This is a genomic window from Actinosynnema sp. NPDC004786 (genome assembly GCF_053601135.1).
The window spans coordinates 201,217-219,349 of record NZ_JBSGBG010000005.1; the positions used below are offsets into that span (position 1 = coordinate 201,217).

General features: G+C 72.6%; 13 protein-coding genes. 4 read left to right on the forward strand and 9 right to left on the reverse strand.

The window, feature by feature from the left end; translation table 11 throughout:
• Positions 1 to 62: 62 nt before the first annotated feature.
• Positions 63 to 1,070 (forward strand): LacI family DNA-binding transcriptional regulator, encoded by a 1,008-nt coding sequence (locus tag ACWEFJ_RS06665; RefSeq protein WP_449713158.1) that lies wholly within the window; start codon positions 63 to 65, stop codon positions 1,068 to 1,070.
• Here ACWEFJ_RS06665 and ACWEFJ_RS06670 read toward each other — a convergent pair.
• The 7 genes from ACWEFJ_RS06670 to ACWEFJ_RS06700 all read right to left on the reverse strand — a co-directional run bounded on the left by ACWEFJ_RS06670 (position 1,032) and on the right by ACWEFJ_RS06700 (position 13,425).
• Positions 1,032 to 3,842: a beta-galactosidase gene (locus ACWEFJ_RS06670; RefSeq protein WP_449713159.1), complete on the reverse strand. Its 2,811-nt coding sequence runs from the start codon at positions 3,840 to 3,842 to the stop codon at positions 1,032 to 1,034. The two genes, ACWEFJ_RS06665 and ACWEFJ_RS06670, sit on opposite strands and share 39 nt — an antisense overlap.
• On the reverse strand, positions 3,839 to 6,136 hold the full coding sequence (yicI, locus tag ACWEFJ_RS06675; protein WP_449713160.1) for an alpha-xylosidase: 2,298 nt from the start codon (positions 6,134 to 6,136) through the stop codon (positions 3,839 to 3,841). The genes ACWEFJ_RS06670 and yicI overlap by 4 nt, the downstream gene beginning before the upstream one ends.
• Positions 6,133 to 6,945: a carbohydrate ABC transporter permease gene (locus tag ACWEFJ_RS06680; protein ID WP_449713161.1), complete on the reverse strand. Its 813-nt coding sequence runs from the start codon at positions 6,943 to 6,945 to the stop codon at positions 6,133 to 6,135. Before ACWEFJ_RS06680 ends, yicI begins: the two co-directional genes overlap by 4 nt.
• Positions 6,942 to 7,844, reverse strand: coding sequence for a carbohydrate ABC transporter permease (locus ACWEFJ_RS06685; RefSeq protein ID WP_449713162.1), 903 nt, complete (start codon positions 7,842 to 7,844; stop codon positions 6,942 to 6,944). The genes ACWEFJ_RS06680 and ACWEFJ_RS06685 overlap by 4 nt, the downstream gene beginning before the upstream one ends.
• Positions 7,841 to 9,118, reverse strand: a complete 1,278-nt coding sequence (locus ACWEFJ_RS06690) for an ABC transporter substrate-binding protein (RefSeq protein ID WP_378086933.1) — start codon at positions 9,116 to 9,118, stop codon at positions 7,841 to 7,843. The genes ACWEFJ_RS06685 and ACWEFJ_RS06690 overlap by 4 nt, the downstream gene beginning before the upstream one ends.
• Positions 9,119 to 9,122: 4 nt before the next feature.
• Positions 9,123 to 12,029, reverse strand: a complete 2,907-nt coding sequence (locus tag ACWEFJ_RS06695; RefSeq protein ID WP_449713163.1) for a glycoside hydrolase family 3 C-terminal domain-containing protein — start codon at positions 12,027 to 12,029, stop codon at positions 9,123 to 9,125.
• A gap of 256 nt (positions 12,030 to 12,285) precedes the next feature.
• On the reverse strand, positions 12,286 to 13,425 hold the full coding sequence (locus ACWEFJ_RS06700; protein WP_378098482.1) for a S1 family peptidase: 1,140 nt from the start codon (positions 13,423 to 13,425) through the stop codon (positions 12,286 to 12,288).
• A 275-nt stretch (positions 13,426 to 13,700) separates the two neighbouring features.
• Here ACWEFJ_RS06700 and ACWEFJ_RS06705 point away from each other — a divergent pair, with 275 nt between their 5' ends.
• Both ACWEFJ_RS06705 and ACWEFJ_RS06710 read left to right on the forward strand, forming a co-directional pair.
• Positions 13,701 to 14,060, forward strand: a complete 360-nt coding sequence (locus ACWEFJ_RS06705) for a hypothetical protein (protein WP_378098511.1) — start codon at positions 13,701 to 13,703, stop codon at positions 14,058 to 14,060.
• Positions 14,061 to 14,078: 18 nt separating this feature from the next.
• On the forward strand, positions 14,079 to 14,363 hold the full coding sequence (locus ACWEFJ_RS06710; RefSeq protein ID WP_378098508.1) for a hypothetical protein: 285 nt from the start codon (positions 14,079 to 14,081) through the stop codon (positions 14,361 to 14,363).
• 55 nt (positions 14,364 to 14,418) lie between these two features.
• Here the strand turns inward: ACWEFJ_RS06710 and ACWEFJ_RS06715 are convergent, their stop codons facing one another.
• Both ACWEFJ_RS06715 and ACWEFJ_RS06720 read right to left on the reverse strand, forming a co-directional pair.
• The gene (locus ACWEFJ_RS06715; protein WP_449713164.1) at positions 14,419 to 15,750 is read right to left on the reverse strand and encodes a M20/M25/M40 family metallo-hydrolase; all 1,332 of its coding nucleotides are present in this window, start codon (positions 15,748 to 15,750) and stop codon (positions 14,419 to 14,421) included.
• A gap of 15 nt (positions 15,751 to 15,765) precedes the next feature.
• Positions 15,766 to 16,749: a universal stress protein gene (locus tag ACWEFJ_RS06720; protein ID WP_449713165.1), complete on the reverse strand. Its 984-nt coding sequence runs from the start codon at positions 16,747 to 16,749 to the stop codon at positions 15,766 to 15,768.
• 639 nt (positions 16,750 to 17,388) lie between these two features.
• Between ACWEFJ_RS06720 and ACWEFJ_RS06725 the strand changes: the two genes are divergently transcribed.
• A complete protein-coding gene (locus ACWEFJ_RS06725; protein ID WP_378095491.1) occupies positions 17,389 to 18,120 on the forward strand; it encodes a hypothetical protein in 732 nt (243 codons plus the stop codon).
• The last annotated feature ends 13 nt before the right edge of the window (positions 18,121 to 18,133 follow it).

Consider the following 18,133-nt stretch of genomic DNA (forward strand, 5'->3'; position numbering starts at 1 on the left):
CCGCCGCGAGCCGCGTCCACAGAGGACCGTTCGACCCGACTGCGGCGTATTATGATCGTCGAATGGTCACCATCGCCGACGTCGCCCGCGCGGCGGGAGTCTCGCCCAGCACCGTGTCGTACGTGCTGTCCGGCAAGCGCTCGATCTCGGAGACCACCCGGCGCCGGGTGCACCAGAGCATCCGCGTGCTGGGCTACCGCCCCAACGCGGGCGCGCGGGCGCTCGCGAGCAACCGCACCAACGTGCTCGCGCTCGTCGTGCCGCTGCGCACCGACCTGAACGTCCCCGTGGTCATGCAGTTCGTCACGGCCACGGTCGCCGAGGCCCGCACCCACGACCACGACGTGCTGTTGCTGACGGCGGACGAGGGTCCGGAAGGGCTGCACCGGGTCGCGGCCTCCTCCCTCGCCGACGCGATCATCGTGATGGACGTGGAGGCGGCCGAGCCGCGGGTGCCGGTGCTGCGCGAGCTGGCCCGGCCCGCGGTGCTCATCGGCGTGCCGGACGACGCCCGGGACCTGACCTGCGTCGACCTGGACTTCACCGCGGCCGGCTCGGACTGCGTGCACCACCTCGCCGACCTCGGTCACCGCGACGTCGCGCTCATCGGCCCCTCCCCCGCCGTCTACCAGCGCGGCACCAGCTACGCGGGCCGGTTCCTGGGCGGGTTCCGCGCCGCGGCCGCGACCCGCGGCGTCGAGGCGACCACGCTGGCGTGCGTGCCGACCTACGACGGGCTGCGCGAGTGCCTGGACCGGCTCGAGGCCCGGCCCGGTCCCGTGACCGGGTTGGTGGTGCACAACGAGGCCATCCTCGGCCCGCTGCTGTCGGAGCTGGCCCGCCGCGAGCTGCGGGTGCCGCAGGACGTCTCCGTCCTGGCGGTGTGCCCGCCGGACGTGGCGCAGGCGCAGTCCGTGCCGCTGTCCTCGATCGACCTCCCGGCCGTCGAGCTGGGCCGGCTGGCCGTCGAGCTGGCGATGCGCCGGCTCGACGGCCCGGCCGAACCCGAGGTGCGGCTGCTGCCGCCCCGGCTAACGGACCGCGGCAGCACCGGTCCGGTGGTTGCCTAGGGTCACCAGGCTCACCTTCCCGGGGTCACCCTGCGCCGCCTCGGTCGCGATCACGGCGAAGGTGAGCGTGTTGTGGTCGCGCAGCACGCCGGCGGGGAGCACGAACTCCCGCTGGGGGCCGACGCCGTTGAGGTACTGGCCGAGGTTCCAGCCGTTGACGAAGATCAGCACGCGGTAGCCGCGCGCGGTGGTGTCCTCGAACCGCAGGCCCAGCGAGACGTCGTGCCCGCGCGGCAGGTCGAGTCGGAAGTTCGTGCGGTACCAGGACACGCCCGGGGTGAGCGTGCCCGGCGTGCGCTGCCACCCGCCGGCCCCGGGCAGGTGCCAGCCCGCGCGCTCGCCGTACAGGCCGCCGGTGTTCATCGGGCCGCGTTCGCCGTCCATGGGCTTGGAGCCCCGGATCTGCCAGGCGATCGGGGCGGTGGAGCCGTCGACCACCACGCCGTACAGGCCGCGTGGCTGCTTGTGCCGGACGTCGTCGGCGGTCCAGTCGTCGTTGTGGCCCATGTTCTCGACCAGCACCGTGAGCGTGGCCTGCCGCCCGGCGGCGAGCAGGCCGGCCGGGACGGTGAAGTCGCCGCGGCCGGGGTCGGGGTTGACGGGTTCGGAGTCGGCCTGGGTGCCGCCGGCGGCCGAGCCGAGGTAGCGGCCGTTGAGCCAGACCAGGTAGAGGCCCCGCTTGCCGGTGATCGCGTTGACCGTGACCGTCTTCTCCGCCCCGGTGGCGGTGAACCGGCCCCGGTACCAGACGTTGCCGTTGTGGTGGCCGTACTCGTCGGCGTAGAGCACCGGCAGGGTCTTGGGTTTGATCGGGCTCGCGGTCGTGGTCTTGTCCGCGGTCGTCCAGCCGGACTCGCCCATGCCGGGCGCCTCGGCCCGGTACTCCCACCGGTCCAGGTCGGGCAGGCGCACGTCGTGGGGACCGGGCAGCGAACCGAGCAGGGAGCCGCTGTCCGTGCGCCGCACGGGCACCGGCCGACCGCCGACCGACAGGTGGCGCACCGGGGCGAACACCTCGACGTCGGTCGCGCGGTCGGTGTCGGCGCGCAGCGCGAGCCGGTCGCCCGCCACCTCGGCGGAACGGACCAGCGCCGGACCGCGGACGAGGACGGGCCCGGTGGCGGTGTCGTGCCGCCAGAACCGCGCGGCGGTCTCGTCGGTGGCGAGCAGGAGCAGCGCCGGCGGGCGTCCGCCGCCGGAGACCAGCACGCGGGCCAGGCCGGTGTGCGTGTAGTCCAGCCGCAGGTCGCCGTCGTCGTAGGTGGTGCGGACGTCGCCGTCGAGCACCCGGACGGTCGGCTCGGACGCGTAGCGCAGCACGGTGGAGCCCTGCTCGCCGTCGCGGCCGTAGAGCACGGCCACGTCGCGGCCGGCCACCCCGACGTGGGTCAGGATCTCCGAGTTGGACCACACCAGGCGTTGACCGCCCAGGTCGTACCCGGCGACCAGGATCTTCGCGTCCCGGCCCCGCAGCCGGACCGGCACCTGGCGCCGGCCGTCCGGGGTGGACCAGTCCAGGGTGGTGGCCACGTCGGCGTCGGTGCGCCGGTCGGCGTGCCGCACCAGGACGAACTGCGTGCCGGTGTCCGGGTTGGACCGCGCCGACGCGTGCACCGCCGGGTCGGCGGAGGTGACCACGGCGGCCGGGTCGGTCTTGGCCAGCGGGGCCACCGTGGTCATGAAGTAGCCCTGGCGCTTGAACTCGTCGTACTTCGGCGTGAGCCGGCGCGACTCGGTGATCGCCGCGCCGTAGTCGTAGGAGGTGTAGACGTCGTTCGGCTGCGGCAGCCAGCCCCACGACGTGCCGCCGAAGGTCATGTAGTAGCCGAACATCGTCGCCCCGCTCTCGACCACGTTCGACTTGTAGAACACCTTCATGTAGTCCGGACCGGTCAGCTCCCGGCACTTGTCGTACCCGGCGTTGTTCAGGTCGATCGCGCCCGCCTGGTACTCGGCCGCGTACACCGGGGCGGTCTCGTTGAGCCGCCGCGTCACGCCGTTGCCCCAGCCGCCCCAGGTCTCGGGGTCCTGGCAGTTGAACGTCTGCGGGTAGTCGTCCACGCCGGGGATCTGCACCGCGCCGGGGCCGGAGGACCAGTTGGCCAGGTCGCCGCCGCAGCAGTTGTTGTGCACGATCGGCACGTCGATGCCCGCGGCCCTGGCCTGGTCCTGCAGGTCCTGCATGTAGGCCGGGTCGACGTTGACGCCGTACTCGTTCTCCACGTTGTAGGCGATGACCGAACCGCCGCGCGACACCTGGTGCCGCGCGATGATCGGGTTGAGCCGCCCCAACCACTCGGTGTACGCGGCGGTGTAGGCGGGATCGCTGGACCGCGCCCGGCCCGGCACCGCCTTCAGCCACGCCGGGAAACCGCCGCCGCTGGTCTCCGCGTTGATGTACGGCCCCGGCCGCGCCACCACGTACAGGCCCAGCTCGTCGGCCATCCGCAGCAGCCGGTCCACGTCGCGCACGCCCGTGAAGTCGTACACCCCCGGCGACGGCGAGTGGTAGCCCCAGTGGAAGTACAGCGACACGCCGCTGAACCCCGCCGCCCGGATCTTCTCCAGCACGTCGCGCCACAGCTCCGGGCTGGGCAGCCGGAAGTAGTGGAACTCCCCCGACCACAGGACCACGCGCTCGCCGTCCACCTTGAGCGAGTACCGGTCGTAGGTGACCTCGTGCCGCCGGCCTGCGGCGTCGGGCGCCGCGACCACCGGGGTGATCGCGGCCATCGAGCCCAGCAGCAGGAGCGCGACCGCCAGGACTCTCACCTGATGCCCCGCACGGTCAGGGCGTCGCCCTCGACGCCGACGAGCACCCCGTCGGGGTGGGAGGTGACGTCGCCGCCGTCCGCGGCGTCGACCGCCTCGGCCCCGACCAGCAGGAGCCGCCACCGCGACGGCGCGCCCTCGACCTCCACCCGGATGCGGTCACCGGCGCGGTGGGTGCGGAACGTGGTGTCGCCGACGACCGTGACGTGGTCGCCGTCGGCGAGCTGGTACACCCGCAGGGTGACGTCCTCGGCGTAGTCGTAGTCCGGCCGGTCGTCCACCGCGCCGACGGGCAGGACGGTGTTCGGGCGGACCAGCACCGGGGCGGTGAGGAAGTCGCACCGGTCGCGGACCCAGCGCGGTCCCTGGACGGTCTCGCCGGTCAGCAGGTGCGTCCAGGTGCCCTCCGGGACGTAGTACGACACGTCGCCGTCGTCGGAGAACACCGGGGCGACGAGCAGGTCGTCGCCGAGCATGTACTGGCGTTCCAGGTGCGCGCAGCCCGGGTCGTCCGGGAACTCGACCACCATCGCCCGCATCATCGGCACGCCTTCACCGGCCGCTTGGCGTGCGGCGCGGTCGAGGTAGGGCATGAGGCCGAGCTTGAGCTTGGTGAACCGGCGCAGCACGTCGACGGACTCCTCGTCGAACAGCCACGGCACCCGGTAGGACGAGCTGCCGTGCAGCCGGCTGTGCGAGGACAGCAGGCCGAAGGCGATCCACCGCTTGAACAGGGCCGCGGACGGCGTGCCCTCGAAGCCGCCGATGTCGTGGCTCCAGAAGCCGAAGCCGGACAGGCCGAGCGACAGCCCGCCGCGCAGGCTCTCGGCCATCGACTCGTAGGTGGCCTCGCAGTCGCCGCCCCAGTGCACCGGGAACTGCTGCGAGCCGGCCGTGGCCGAGCGGGCGAACACCACCGCGTCGCCGTCGCCGCGCCGCTTGCGCAGCACGTCGAACACGGTCCGGTTGTAGAGGTGGGTGTAGTAGTTGTGCATCCGCTCGGGGTCGGAGCCGTCGTGGTAGACGACGTCGGTCGGGACGCGCTCGCCGAAGTCGGTCTTGAAGCAGTCCACGCCCTGGGCCAGCAGGGCGTCGAGCTTGGCCGCGTACCAGGCGCGGGCGGCGGGGTTGGTGAAGTCGACCAGCGCCATGCCGGGCTGCCACAGGTCCCACTGCCACACGTCGCCGTTCGGCTTGCGCAGCAGGTAGCCGTTCGCCCGGCCCTCGGCGAACAGCGGGGAGCGCTGCGCGATGTAGGGGTTGATCCAGACCGAGATGCGCAGGCCGCGGGCGCGCAGCCGCTCCAGCATGCCGACCGGGTCGGGGAACGTGCGCGGGTCCCACTCGAAGTCGCACCAGTGGAACTCGCGCATCCAGAAGCAGTCGAAGTGGAACACGCTCAGCGGCAGGTCGCGCTCCAGCATGCCGTCGATGAACCCCGAGACGGTCTGCTCGTCGTAGGAGGTGGTGAACGACGTCGACAGCCACAGCCCGAACGACCACGCCGGCGGCAGCGCGGGCCGGCCGGTGAGCGCGGTGTACTTGCGCAGGATCTCGCGCGGCGTGGGCCCGTAGATCAGGAAGTACTCCAGCCGCTGGCCCTCGACGCTGAACTGGACCTTCGACACCGCCTCCGAGCCCACCTCGAACGACACGTGCCCGGGGTGGTTGACGAAGATCCCGTACCCGGCGTTGGTCAGGTAGAACGGGACGTTCTTGTACGCCTGCTCGCTGCTGGTGCCGCCGTCGGCGTTCCAGATGTCCACCGTCTGACCGTTCTTGACCAGCGGCCCGAACCGCTCGCCCAGCCCGTAGACGGTGTCGCCGACGCCCATGGTCAGCTGCTCGCGGACGTGGTGCACGCCGTCCGCGGTCATGAACCCGATGCCCTTCGTGCCGCTGCTGGTGAGGGCGCGGCCGTCGGCGGTGAACTCGACCCGCCACCGGTCGCCGCGGTGCACCCGCACCGACAGCGCGCCCGAGGTCATCACCACGCCGGCGTCGTCCTCCACCACCTTCGCCTCGTGCGCGGCGTCGGAGGCCAGCGCGAACGCCGGTTCCTTCGGCGTCTCACCGGCGAAGTGCGTGATCTTCACGCCGATCACGTCGGCCATCGGCGAGGTGAGCCCGAGCGTGACCACGGGGCCCTTGAGCGTGTCGCCGCGGTGCCGGATCGGGTGGGTCGACGCGTGCACGACGACCTCCCCGTTGCCGGTGGTGACGTCACGCACCTCAACCGGATAGGCGGCCTCGACCCCAGGCCGCAGCAGCCAGTACCCGTCGCTGAACTTCACTTGACCGCTCCTGCCGTGATGCCGCGGGTCAACGCGCGCTGAAAGATCAGGAAGAAGACGATGGCCGGGATGACCCCGAGCAGCGCCGACGCGCTGGTCAGGGTGGCGTCCATCATCCGCTGGCCCTGGAGCACGCCCAACGCCACCGGCACCGTCTGGTTCTCGTTGGAGATCAGCAGCACCAGCGGGAGGAAGAACTCGTTCCAGGTCCAGATGAAGAAGAACACGAACAGCACGCCCAGGGTGGGCCTGCTGATCGGCACCACGATCCGCACCAGGGTCTGCCACTTGCTCGCGCCGTCGATGCGGGCGGCCTCCAGCAGTTCGCGGGGGAAGCCGCCGAGCGTCGAGGTGAGCAGGTAGGTGCCGAACGCGGCCTGGATCACCGTGAAGATGACGATCACGGCGAGCTTGGTGTCGTACAGCCCGACCTCGTTGGCCAGGAAGTACAGCGGGTAGACCAACGCCTCCTGCGGCAGGGTGTTCGCGATGAGGAACACCACCAGGATCCACAGCCTGCCCTTCACCCGGCCGATGCCCAGCGCGTAGGCGTTGAACACCGACACGACCACCGCCAGCACGGCCACCGAGCCGCTGATCACCACGCTGTTGAGCAGCTTCTCGCCGAAGTCGACGCGCTCCCAGAACGCCACGATCCCGTCCAGCGACACCCCGTCGGGCAGGCTCAGCGGCCCGCCGGTGGAGTATTCCTCGGGCGTCTTCACCGCGTTGAGCGCGACGATGGCGAACGGCGCCAGCATCACCGCCGCCAGCACGATCATCGACCACAGCACCGCGTGCCGCTTCATCGCTCACCCCGGTTCTGCACGCGCAGGAACACGGTGGTGAGCAGCAGGATCAGCACCGTGAGGACGGTGGCGATGGCCGCGCCGTAGCCGACCTGGGTCTTCTCGAAGAAGTTCTGGAACGAGTAGTACGACGGCACGTTCGTCGCGCCGCCCGGCCCGCCCCGGGTCAGCACGTAGATCGGCGCGAACACCTTGAGCGCGGCGATGGTGCAGGTCAGCAGCACGACGAAGACCTCGGGCCGGATCTGCGGCACGGTCACGTGGAAGAACCGGCCCCACCAGGACGCGCCGTCCAGCTCGGCGGCCTCGTGCAGCGACGGGTCGACCCGCTGCATCCCGGCCATGAAGATCACCACCGGGTAGCCGACCTGGATCCACAGCATCACGCCCATGACGGTCCACAGCGCCAGGTCCGGGTCGCCCAGCCAGTTCTGCGCCAGCGCGTCCAGCCCCACCGCGCGCAGCACCTCGTTCAGCGCGCCGTCCCGGGGCGCGAGGATCCAGCTCCACACGATCCCGGCCACCGCGATGGGCAGCACCTGCGGCAGGTAGACGCACGCCCGCAGCACGGCCGCGTGCCGCGCGCCGAAGTGCTTGCCGATGAAGTCGAACAGGGCCGCGGCGATGACGAGCCCCGCCAGGGTCGGCAGGACCGCCATCGCCACGACCAGCCCGACGTTGTGCCGGAACGACGCCCAGAAGGTGCCGTCCGACATCAGCCGGGTGTAGTTGTCCAGCCCGATCCACTCCGGCTCGCCCGCGCCGGACCACTCGGTGAAGCTGATGCCGACGTTCATCCCGAACGGCACCAGGATCACCGCGAGCAGCAGCATCCCGCCGGGGATCAGGAAGAGCAGGTACGACCCGCGGTCGCGGATCGAGGTGGGGACCAGGCTCATTTGCCTACGCTCGCCGTGTTCTCCTTGTAGTAGTCGGCCATCTCGGTCAACGCCTCGTGCGCGCCGATCTGACCGGTGATCACCTTCTGCACCGACGACACCTGCGCGTCGTAGAAGCCGGGCGCGGGCCAGTCCGGGTAGAACGCGAGCCGGTCGTCGTCGACGAGCGCCTTGAAGTCGTCGTTGAGCTGCTTGGTCTTCGGGTCGGTCGCGGGGGCGCCGCCCGGCGCGACCGCGATGCCGCCCGCGTCGCGCAGCTTGTCCTGGATCTCCGGGGACATGGTGATCTCGATGAAGTCGTAGGCGAGCTGCTTGTTGCCCGACCCCTTCGGCACCACCCACAGGTTGCCGCTGGAGCCGGACGTCATGCCCGGCCACGGCACCGTGGCCCACTCGAAGTCCTTCACCTGGGCCTGCACCCGGCCGAACCACCAACTCCCGCTGATCATGATCGGGTTCTTGCCCTGCATGAACGCGAGCCCCATGTCCTCGGCCTTCAGGCCGGCCGAGTCCTTGGCGATGTAGCCCTCGCGCAGCCACTTGGCGAACGTCTCCGCGCCGAACACCCACGTGTTGTCGTGGAAGTCGACGTCACCGGTGTAGCGCTGGAAGCGGTCCACCCAGTCGCGGTCGGCCTTGGTCAGCGCCAACTGGTAGAACAACTGGTGGGCCGGGTACTCCGCGCCGCCCAGCGCGAGCGGCGTGATGCCCGCGTCGACGAACCTGTCCATCGCGGCGGTCAACTCGTCCAGCGTCCTGGGCGCGGCGAGGCCCTGCTGGTCGAACATCGTCTTGTTGTAGTAGACCATCACGTACTCGGCGTAGTTGGGGATGCCGTACCACTTGCCGGACCCCATCACGCCGCGCTCGTCGTACTTGGCCGTGGTGTCGATGCCGGGCCCGAGCTTCTTGTCCCACCCGCGCTTGGCGACCTCGTCGCTGAGGTCGGTCAGCAAACCCTGCTTGGACAGCAGGCCGGCGGTCGCGTTGCCCTTGTTGTACTCCAGGATGTCCGGCGCGTCCTTGGAGTTGAGCACCATCGAGGCGGTCTTCTGGATCTGCTCGAAGCCCTTCTCCTCGAACTGCACCTTCACGCCGGGGTGCGTCTCCTCGAACTTCTCGATCGCCGCGGCCCACGCCACGCCCATGGCGCTGTCCGGACCCTCGTAGTGCCACAGCTTCAGGGTGTTCGGGTCGGAGGAACCCTCCGAACCCCCGCACCCGGCCACGGCCAGCACGGCCGCCACCGCGGCCGCCAGGAGTCGCTTGGACATCGGATCATCCCTCCGCGGTGAGGTTGTCGAGCCGGGCCTTCCCCGTGAAGACCAGGTACACGTCCTGCCGACCGGCCGCGCCGCGCAACGGCGTCGAGACCTGCGTCCAGGTGTGCTTGTCGGCCGTGGTGGGCACGGCGAGCGTGCCCACGAGCCGGCCGGCGGGGCCGCCGAGGCGGACCTCCACCGTCGTCGGCGCGTCCGGGTTCGCCACCCGCGCCGTCAGCGACCGGGACGTCCGGCCGAGGTCCACGTCCCGGAAGGCGACCCACTGGCCGGGGGCCGTCGCCGCGACGGCGGTGCCGCGCTCCCTGGTGGTGTCCACCAGCGTCACGCCCGAGTAGTCGTCGAAGTTCTTCGCCGCGGTCGGCCGGCCCAGGTCGCGCGGCGGGATCTTCTCCCCGCGCACGACGAGCGTGCGGCTCAGCGGCCCGACCAGCAGCTCGTGCGGCGCGTTCTCGACCACCCGCCGCTCCCGCGTCACGTCCCAGAACCCCAGGTCGGCCGCGCGGAGCGTCAACTCCACCCGCTTGGTCTCGCCGGGCCGCAGTTCCACCCGCTCGAACGCGCGCAACTGCCGGAGCGGCTGCTGGACCCGCGACACCTGCTGGCGCGAGTACAGCTGGACCACCTCGACACCCGCCCGGTCGCCGGTGTTGGTCACGTCCACTCGGACCTTCACCTCGCCGGTGGCGTCCACCACCGGCCGGTCCACCCGCAGCCCCGAGTAGCGGAACGAGGTGTAGCTCAACCCGTGCCCGAACGGGTACAGGGGCGTGCTGCGGAAGTACTGGTAGGTGTGCCCGGACTTGGCGATGTCGTACCGGAACTTGTCCGGCAGGTCGGCGTCGGAGCGGTACCACGTCTGGGTCAGCCGGCCGCTCGGGTCGCGGTCGCCGAACAGCACGTCGGCGAGCGCGTGCCCGGTCTCCTGGCCGGCGTGCGTGGTCCACAGGATCGCGGGCAGGTCGGCGGTGTCCCAGTCGCCGGCGTACGGGTAGCCGCTCTCCAGCACGACGATCGTGCGCGGGTTCGCCGCGCGCACCGCGTCGATCACGGCGCGCTGCGCGGCGGGCAGCTCGGTGGTCGTGCGGTCGTCGTCCTCGCGGCCGTTGATGAACGGCATGCTGCCGACCACCACGACCGCCGCATCGGCGTCCTTCGCCGCGGCGACCGCGCTGTCCACCCCGCTGCGCACGACCTCGCGGCCGAACTTCGCCGCCGCCTCCGGCGTCGCGGCCCCCAGCGCGAGCCTGCCGTCCGCGCCCACGACCACGTACCGGTCCCGGAAGTAGGGTGCTCGCGCGTCGTTGCCCGCGTACTCCAGCACGTACGCGCCGTCCGGCCGGGCCACGAGCCTGAGCTGCTGCTGGACGAACCAGCCGGTGGGCTGCGCGGCGTTGTTCACCAGGGCGCGCCCGTCGCCCAGGGACACCGTCTTGCCGTTCGCGACCGTCCTCAGCGTGACCGTGCCCTCGCCCCAGTCGAACACGTCCAGCGCGCTCGCGTCGCCTGGGGTCGGCTCGGTCGCGGTGAGCGGCGCGCCGGCGGGCGCGGTGGACGCGGTCACGTAGCGGCCCGTGGCCAGGTCCTTCAACCTGATCCGGTCCACGCCCTCGCTCACCGTGACGTCGGCGCGTTCCCCGATGCCCTGCGCCGGCGTGACGCGGTAGGGCATGGTGCCGGAGTACCAGTCCTCGTACAGGGTGTCGGCGAGCTGGCCCACCACCGCGACGTCCCTGGTGTCCGAGGTGGACAGCGGCAGGGTGCGGTTGTCGTTGCGCAGCAGCACGACCTGCCGGGCGGCGACCTCGCGGGCGAGTTGCCGGTGCTCCGGCGCGTCGATGACGTCGGGCGTCGTGCCCGCGTACGGGTTGCGGCCGGCCGGGTCGAACTCGCCCAGCCGGAACCGGATCGACAGCACGTGCCGGGCGGCGTCCTCGACGTCGGCCTCCGTCAGCAGGCCCCGGTCGAGCGCGGTCTTCAGCGCCGTCGTGGTGGGGGCGGAGTTCCGGTCGTTCTCGGTGAAGCTGTCCAGCCCCGCCCGCACGGCCGCCGCGTTCGCCTCCGCCGCGGTGGCGAAGTAGCGCTGCGAGCCGGTGAGGTTCGACGCGCCGCCCGCGTCGCCGACGATCATCAGGTCCTCGTCGGTCCAGGACCGCACGACCTCGTCCAGCTCCGGGCCGACGTGCGTGGGACGGCCGTTGACCAGGTTGTACGAGGCCATCACGCCGGTCGCGGCGTCCGCCGAGATCGCGGGCCGGAACGCGGCCTCGTCGTAGTCCTTCAGCACGCGCGGCGGGACGATCGAGTCGACCGTGGTCCGGGACTCCTCGACGTTGTAGGCGAGGTAGTGCTTCAGCGTCGGCGCGGCCTGGAGGTAGTCGGGGTGGTCGCCCTGGACGCCGCGGCCGAACGCGGTCGAGATCCGGCCGGTGAGGTACGGGTCCTCGGAGTAGCCCTCCTCGTTGCGGCCCCACCGCGGGTCGCGCAGCGGGTTCACCACCGGGGCCCACAGGTTCAGCCCGTTGAACGCGGGGTCGCGCGCGTGGAAGCCGCGCGCCTCGCGCCCGGTCACCGCGCCGACCCGGCGGACCAGCTCGGGGTCCCACGTGGTCGCAAGGCCGAGCGCCTGGGGGAAGACCGTCGCCTCGCCCAGCCACGCGACGCCGTGCAGCGCCTCGGTGCCGGTCTTGAACGCGCCGATCCCGAGCCGGGGGATCGCCGGCTGGTACTGGTGCAGCAGGGACACCTTCTCGTCGAGGGTGAGCCGGCCGAGCAGGTCGTCGAGGCGGGCGGCGCGGGGCAGGTCCGGGTCGCGGAACGGGAGTTCCCGCGCGTGCGCGGGCAGGGGCGACAGCAGCAGGGACGCGATCGCCGCCACCGCCGCCGCACGACGAACCCTCGACACGGACGTCCCCCTCCGGTTCGGGGAGCCCGCGGCTCCCGGTCATCGAAGCGCTTCGATTGCACCGTAGAGGTCCGGCCGTGACGTGCGCAACAACCTCGTCACGTCGAGGTTGTCAACGTTCATTCACTCGACCGACGCGCCTTGACAAGCCGCTCTTGACCGATCCCCGACCGGCCGGGCGGCGTTAGCGCTAACAACCGCTGGTGGCCTGCGGGGCCCGCCCACCCGGCTCGGTGGGCGGGCCCCCGGACCGGGGTCAGGCGGTGAGCAGGCGCAGGCCGTAGACCGACAGGATCTCGTTGATCGGCTGGAACCAGGTGCGGCCGCCCGAAGAGCAGTTGCCGTACCCGCCCGACGTGACGCCCTGGGCCTGGTCGCCGGTGATGAACGAGCCGCCCGAGTCGCCACCCTCGGCGCACACGCTGGTGCCGGCCATCTGGTGCACGTCGCCCTGCGCGTAGTGGATGGTCTCGTTGCGGGACTGGATCACACCGCAGTGCCAGCGGGTGGTCGAGCCGGAGCGGCAGACCGACGTGCCGACCGGGGCCTCCCACGAGCCGCGCACCAGCGCGTCGGGCACGGTGCCCCAGCCGAGCACGACGGGCACGTTCCACCAGCCGCCGCCGGTGCGGACCCAGGCGTAGTCGTTGCCGGGGAACGAGGAGCCGGCGAACTGGCCCTGCCAGGTCCGGTCCCAGCCGTAGACCTGCGCGCCGACGCCGCCGCAGTGGCCCGCGGTGACGTACCCGCCGTGCACCGAGAAGCCGATGGAGCAGCGGACGTTGCCGGTGTAGTACGGGTCGCCGCCGACGGTGCCGGCCGCGAACGGCACGGGCGCGGTGACGCCCTCGGTGTTGACCCGGATCGGCCCCAGCCGCCGGGCCTGCGCCAGGAACCGCTCGACCTCGGCGGTCTGCACGCCGGGCTGGACGTCGACCACGACCGCGCCGCTGCGCGGGTCGGGGTGCCAACTCGTCACCGCCGAGGGCACCTGGCCGGCGGCGGACAGCGCGTCCACGCGGTCCTTGACCCGGTCCAGCTCGGCGGCCGTCCGGCCGACCAGCCGGGGCTCCGCGCCGGCCGCCCGGACCCGGTCGGCCGCGGCGGCGTCGGTCACGCCGACCACGAGCACGCCCTTGTCCTGGTCGAACCACGTGCCGCCGAAGGACGACCCGGCCGCCGTGCGGGCGGCGGGGGCGGTGCGGGTGGCCCGGTCCTCCTGGGCGAGCCTGGTGAGGACCTGCTGTTCGGTGAGCCCGAACGCGGCCTGCATGGCGGGCACCAGCCCGGGCGAGAGTGGTTCCGCGGCCGGCGCGGCCTGGGCGGTCGGCGCCACGGCCAGACCGCCGGCCAGCGCGGCCGCCACCCCCAGTTTCGTCAACGTTGTCAGTCGCACGCCTTCCTCCTCGTCCGCAGGGCGGGCGCGTGGCCGGTGCAGGGCCGGTCACGCGCCCGAGACAGGTCTTGAGAGCGCTCTCACAGTTGCTGGTACAGACCATTGCGCCTCCGGTGGACCGCCGTCAAGCCCCGGTCGGCGTTCGGCGTCCCGCAGGGACGTCCCCCCAACCGCTGGACCGGGCGAGTGAAAAAGCCACCGCGCACACGTCAGATCCGGTAACGATTTTTCAGACCGTCAGCGTGCTCTCCACCCTGCCCCGAGAGGACCTGTCCGTGAACCGACCGATGCGCACGATCTCCGGCGTCCTGGTCGCCCTGGTCGCCCTCGTGCTCTCCACGACCGCCGCCACCGCGCCCGCCGTCGCCGCGCCCGACCCGGTGACCGCCCTGGCGGGCAGCGGCACCGTCAACGACCCGTGGGTGCCGATGCGCGAAGCGCACACCACCTGCGAGTCCACCACCCTGTTCGGCAACTACAGCGGCGGCGTCCACCGCGACCCGATCGTGGTCCTGCCGCGCGGCACGTGGATCGGCGTCCGGTACATCACCGGTGACGGCCGGTCCGCGATGTCCCTGTGGCACAACCACAGCCAGTGGGGCTTCCTGCTGCGCAGCTGCTTCGCCTTCGACTGAGCGACCGAGGAGCCGATCGTGCCCACCAAGCGAACCACCACCGCCGCGGCCTTCGCGCTCGCGCTCACCGCGATCGCGGCCCCGGCCGCCGTCGCCGACCCGGTCTCCGCCCAGGAGGTCCGCCAGGTCTGCGCCCAGGACCTGTACGTCCGGGCGACGGCCGCCGGCGTCGTCATCGGCACCCTGTACTACGGCGAGAACTTCGACGTCCAGCGCTACTCCCCCAGCCGCCAGTGGGTCTACGGCCACGCCTACGGCAACGTCCACCGGGACGGCTGGGTCCAAAACGGCTGGTTCTGCTGAAATTCCGCGTGACCACGGGGGCGCCGCCCGCACGCCGGGCGGCGCCCCCGCCGCGTCACGAGTTGCGCAGGAAGCGGTCCAGCACGCGGACGCCGAACTGGAGCGCGTCGACCGGGACGCGCTCGTCCACGCCGTGGAACAGGCCGGAGAAGTCCAGGTCGGCGGGCAGCTTCAGCGGGGCGAAGCCGAAGTTGCGGATGCCCAGCTGCTGGAACGACTTGGCGTCCGTGCCGCCGGACAGCATGTAGGGCAGGACCTTCGCGCCGGGGTCCTCGGCGGTGATGGACGCCGTCATCGCGTCGACCAGCGCGCCGTCGAACGTGGTCTCCACCGGCGGCAGGCCCAGCCACTCGCGCTCGACGTCCGGTCCGAGCAGCTCGGCCAGCTCGCGGTCGAACGCCTCCTCGCGGCCGGGCAGGATCCGGCAGTCCACGGTGGCCTCGGCGACCGACGGGATGACGTTGGCCTTGTACCCCGCGGACAGCATGGTCGGGTTGGCGGTGTCGCGCAGCGTCGCCCCGATCATCCGCGACAGCGCGCCGAGCTTGCCGATCGAGCCCTCCAGGTCGTCCTCGGGGAAGTCCAGCCCGGTGATCTCGGAGACCCCGGCCAGGAACTCGCGCACGGACGGCGAGAGCACGACCGGGAACCGGTGCTGCCCCAGCTTGGTGACGGCGGCGGCGAGCTTGGCCACCGCGTTGTCGTGGTGGATCATCGAGCCGTGGCCCGCGGTGCCGCGCACCCGCAGCTTGAGCCACCGGATGCCCTTCTCGGCCGTCTCCACCAGGTACGCGCGGACGTCGTCCTTGAGCGTGATGGAGAAGCCGCCGACCTCGCTGATCGCCTCCGTGACGCCCTCGAACAGCTCGGGCCGGTTGTCCACCAGCCACTTGGCCCCGTACAGGCCGCCCGCCTCCTCGTCGGCGAGGAACGCGAACACGATGTCGCGCGGCGGCACCACGCCGTCCCGCTTGAACCGGCGCGCGACGGCGAGGGTCATCGCGACCATGTCCTTCATGTCGACCGCGCCGCGGCCCCACACGTACCCGTCCTGCACCGCGCCGGAGAACGGGTGCACGGACCACTCGGAGGCGTCGGCGGGCACGACGTCCAGGTGCCCGTGCACGAGCAGCGCGCCCCGCGACGGGTCGGCGCCGGCCAGGCGGGCGATCACGTTGCCGCGGCCCTTGGCCCCGGACTCGACGTAGGTGGTCTCGTAGCCGACCTCGGACAGCTTCTCCGCGACCCACTCGGCCGCCGCGCGCTCGCCGACGACCGTGGCCGGGTCGCCCGTGTTGGTCGTGTCGATCCTGATCAACTCGCTGGCCAGCGACACGACCTCGTCCTGCGCGAGCCGCAGCCCGGCCCCGTCTCCTGAGTTACTCACCCGGCCTTCCTATCATTAGTGCGGCGGCGTGGTGGCGGTCGAGCCCGGCGTCACGCCACCGGGCCCGCGCACCAGCGCCAACGGGCAGGGCGCGTGGTGCAGCATGGCGTGGCTCACCGAGCCGAGCAGCGCGCGGCGCAGCGCACCGTGGCCGTGGGTGCCGACGACGAGCAGCGCGGCGCCTTCGGCCAGTTCGGCGAGGGCCTGGGCGGGACGGTCCAGGGACACCACGCGTTCGGCCCGCACGTCGGGGTGGCCGGCGAGCGGGCCCGCGAGCGACGCGGCGACCAGCGCGTCCGCGGAGGTCCGGAGCTGCTCGACGTCCAGGCCGAGCCCGAGGCCCTGCCCCCACGAGCCACCGGGGGCCAGCGCGTCGACCGGCAGGCCGGTGGTGGCGTGCACGCCGACCACGACTCCCCCGTGCCTGGCCGCGTGGTCCACGGCGAACTCGACCGCGCGGTCGCCCGGCTCGGAGCCGTCCACCCCGACCACCACCCGGCCGTCGTCCGACTCGGCCTCGCCGCGCACGACGACGAGCGGCCCGGTGACGTGGTGCGCCAGGTCCGCGGCCACCGAGCCGGCGAAGACCCTGGCCAGGCCGGTGGCGCCGGTGGCGCCCACGACGAGCGCCGCGGCGTCCCGCCCGACCTCGGCCAGCACCGCGGCCGGGTGCCCGTCGGCCACCCGGGTGTCCACCTCGACGCCCGGCACGACCTGCGCGCACTCCGCGGCCAGCTCGGCGAGGTGGTCGCGGGTGTACGCGCGCACCGCGTCCTCGCCGACGAGCTGGGGCAGCGGCATCGACACGGGGGTCACGAGGACCTCGGGGAACGGCCCCCGGATCACGTTCACCACGACCAGGCGCACGCCCCGGCCGGCCGCCTCGCGCGCGGCCCAGCGGGCGGCCTGGCGCGACCGCGACGACCCGTCGAACCCGACGACCACCGCACCGCGCCCCACCGCCCGGTCCGGGTTCGCCCCGGTGGCCGGACCGGACATCGCCCACCTCCCCGCCGCACCACGTGCGCCGGTCGCGGGCGGGTCGGGCCGGAGGTCGTCCACCTCGCCCGCCGAACCGCGCGGACCGGCTTGCGGGCGGGGTTTCCGCAAGACCGGGCCCGACACGCGGTCGCACCCGAACGGGGCACACGGAACGGGGCACGCGGAACGGGGCGCTGCCGTCCGACAGCGGAGGATCCGCCGACCCGACGGACGTGCGCGGACCGGACGCTGCGCCGGGCAACGGGGAACCCGCCAACCCGACGGACGCGCAGACCGGGCACTGCGCCCGGCAACGGAGGCCCCGCCAACCCGACGGAACCCGAGCCCTTCCCGGAGGGGACCCTCCCCGGCACCGGACCGGACGATCCCGCGGCCCTGCGCACCCCTCAACGTGTGCCGCCGTGGCGGGGGCGGTGGCACAACCGCAGGGCCTGGTGACGGCCGGCGTGGTCACCCGGGATCGCGCTGCGCGGCCGGCCCTCCGTTCCACTCCTGAGACGCCTGCGCTTCTCGCCCCCAACACCAGTGGAACCGCCGCGGCCAGGCTATCGGTGGCCCACCGTGGAATCAACCGCGCCGCCTGGAGTAGCTTGGGCCTGCCACCCACACCGGAAGCGCTGCGTGCGAGGGGTGACCATGACCGCGGGCGGGCGACGCTTCGCCGACGTCCTCGACGAGCTGTGCACGCGTCCCGGCGGGCGACCGCGCTACACGAACGTGGAGCTGGCCGAGCGCATCCGCCTCGACGGCGGCGAGATCACGCACACCTACATCTCGCAGCTGCGCCGCGGCGACAAGGACAACCCGACGTGCCGGACGATCGAGGGCCTGGCCGCCGCGCTGGGCGTGCACCCGGCGTGTTTCGTCGGCGGCCGCGCGCGGCTGCACGACGGTGAACGCCCGGCGTGGCGGCGCGGCGCGCTCAAGCACCTGTTCGCCGTGGTGCACCCGGCCGGTCGCGGGCCGTTCTCGCCGGAGGAGGTCGCGGCCCGGATCAGCGGCGGGCCGCACGGCTCCATCTCGGCCAACTACATCCGCGAGCTGGTGGCCGGCACCAGCGACAACCCGCGGCTCAAGCACATCCTCGGTCTCGCGGAGGCGTTCGGGGCCGCGCCCGCCTACTTCTTCGACGACGAGCTGGCGGCCCGGGTGGACGAGCAGTTGGAGACCCGGCTCGCGATGGACGCGCTCGGCGTCAACACCGTCATCCTGCGCACGGCGGAACGGCCGCCCCCGCCGGGCGTCCGGAACAAGATCCTGCTCGCGCTGGTGCGCGCGCTGAAACCGGGCGTCGCGGCGGAGGACGCGATCAGGCGGGCCCTCGAACCGGACGGGTCCGCCGCGGTGGCCGATGACGACGCGCGGTGAGGGCTCGGCGCGG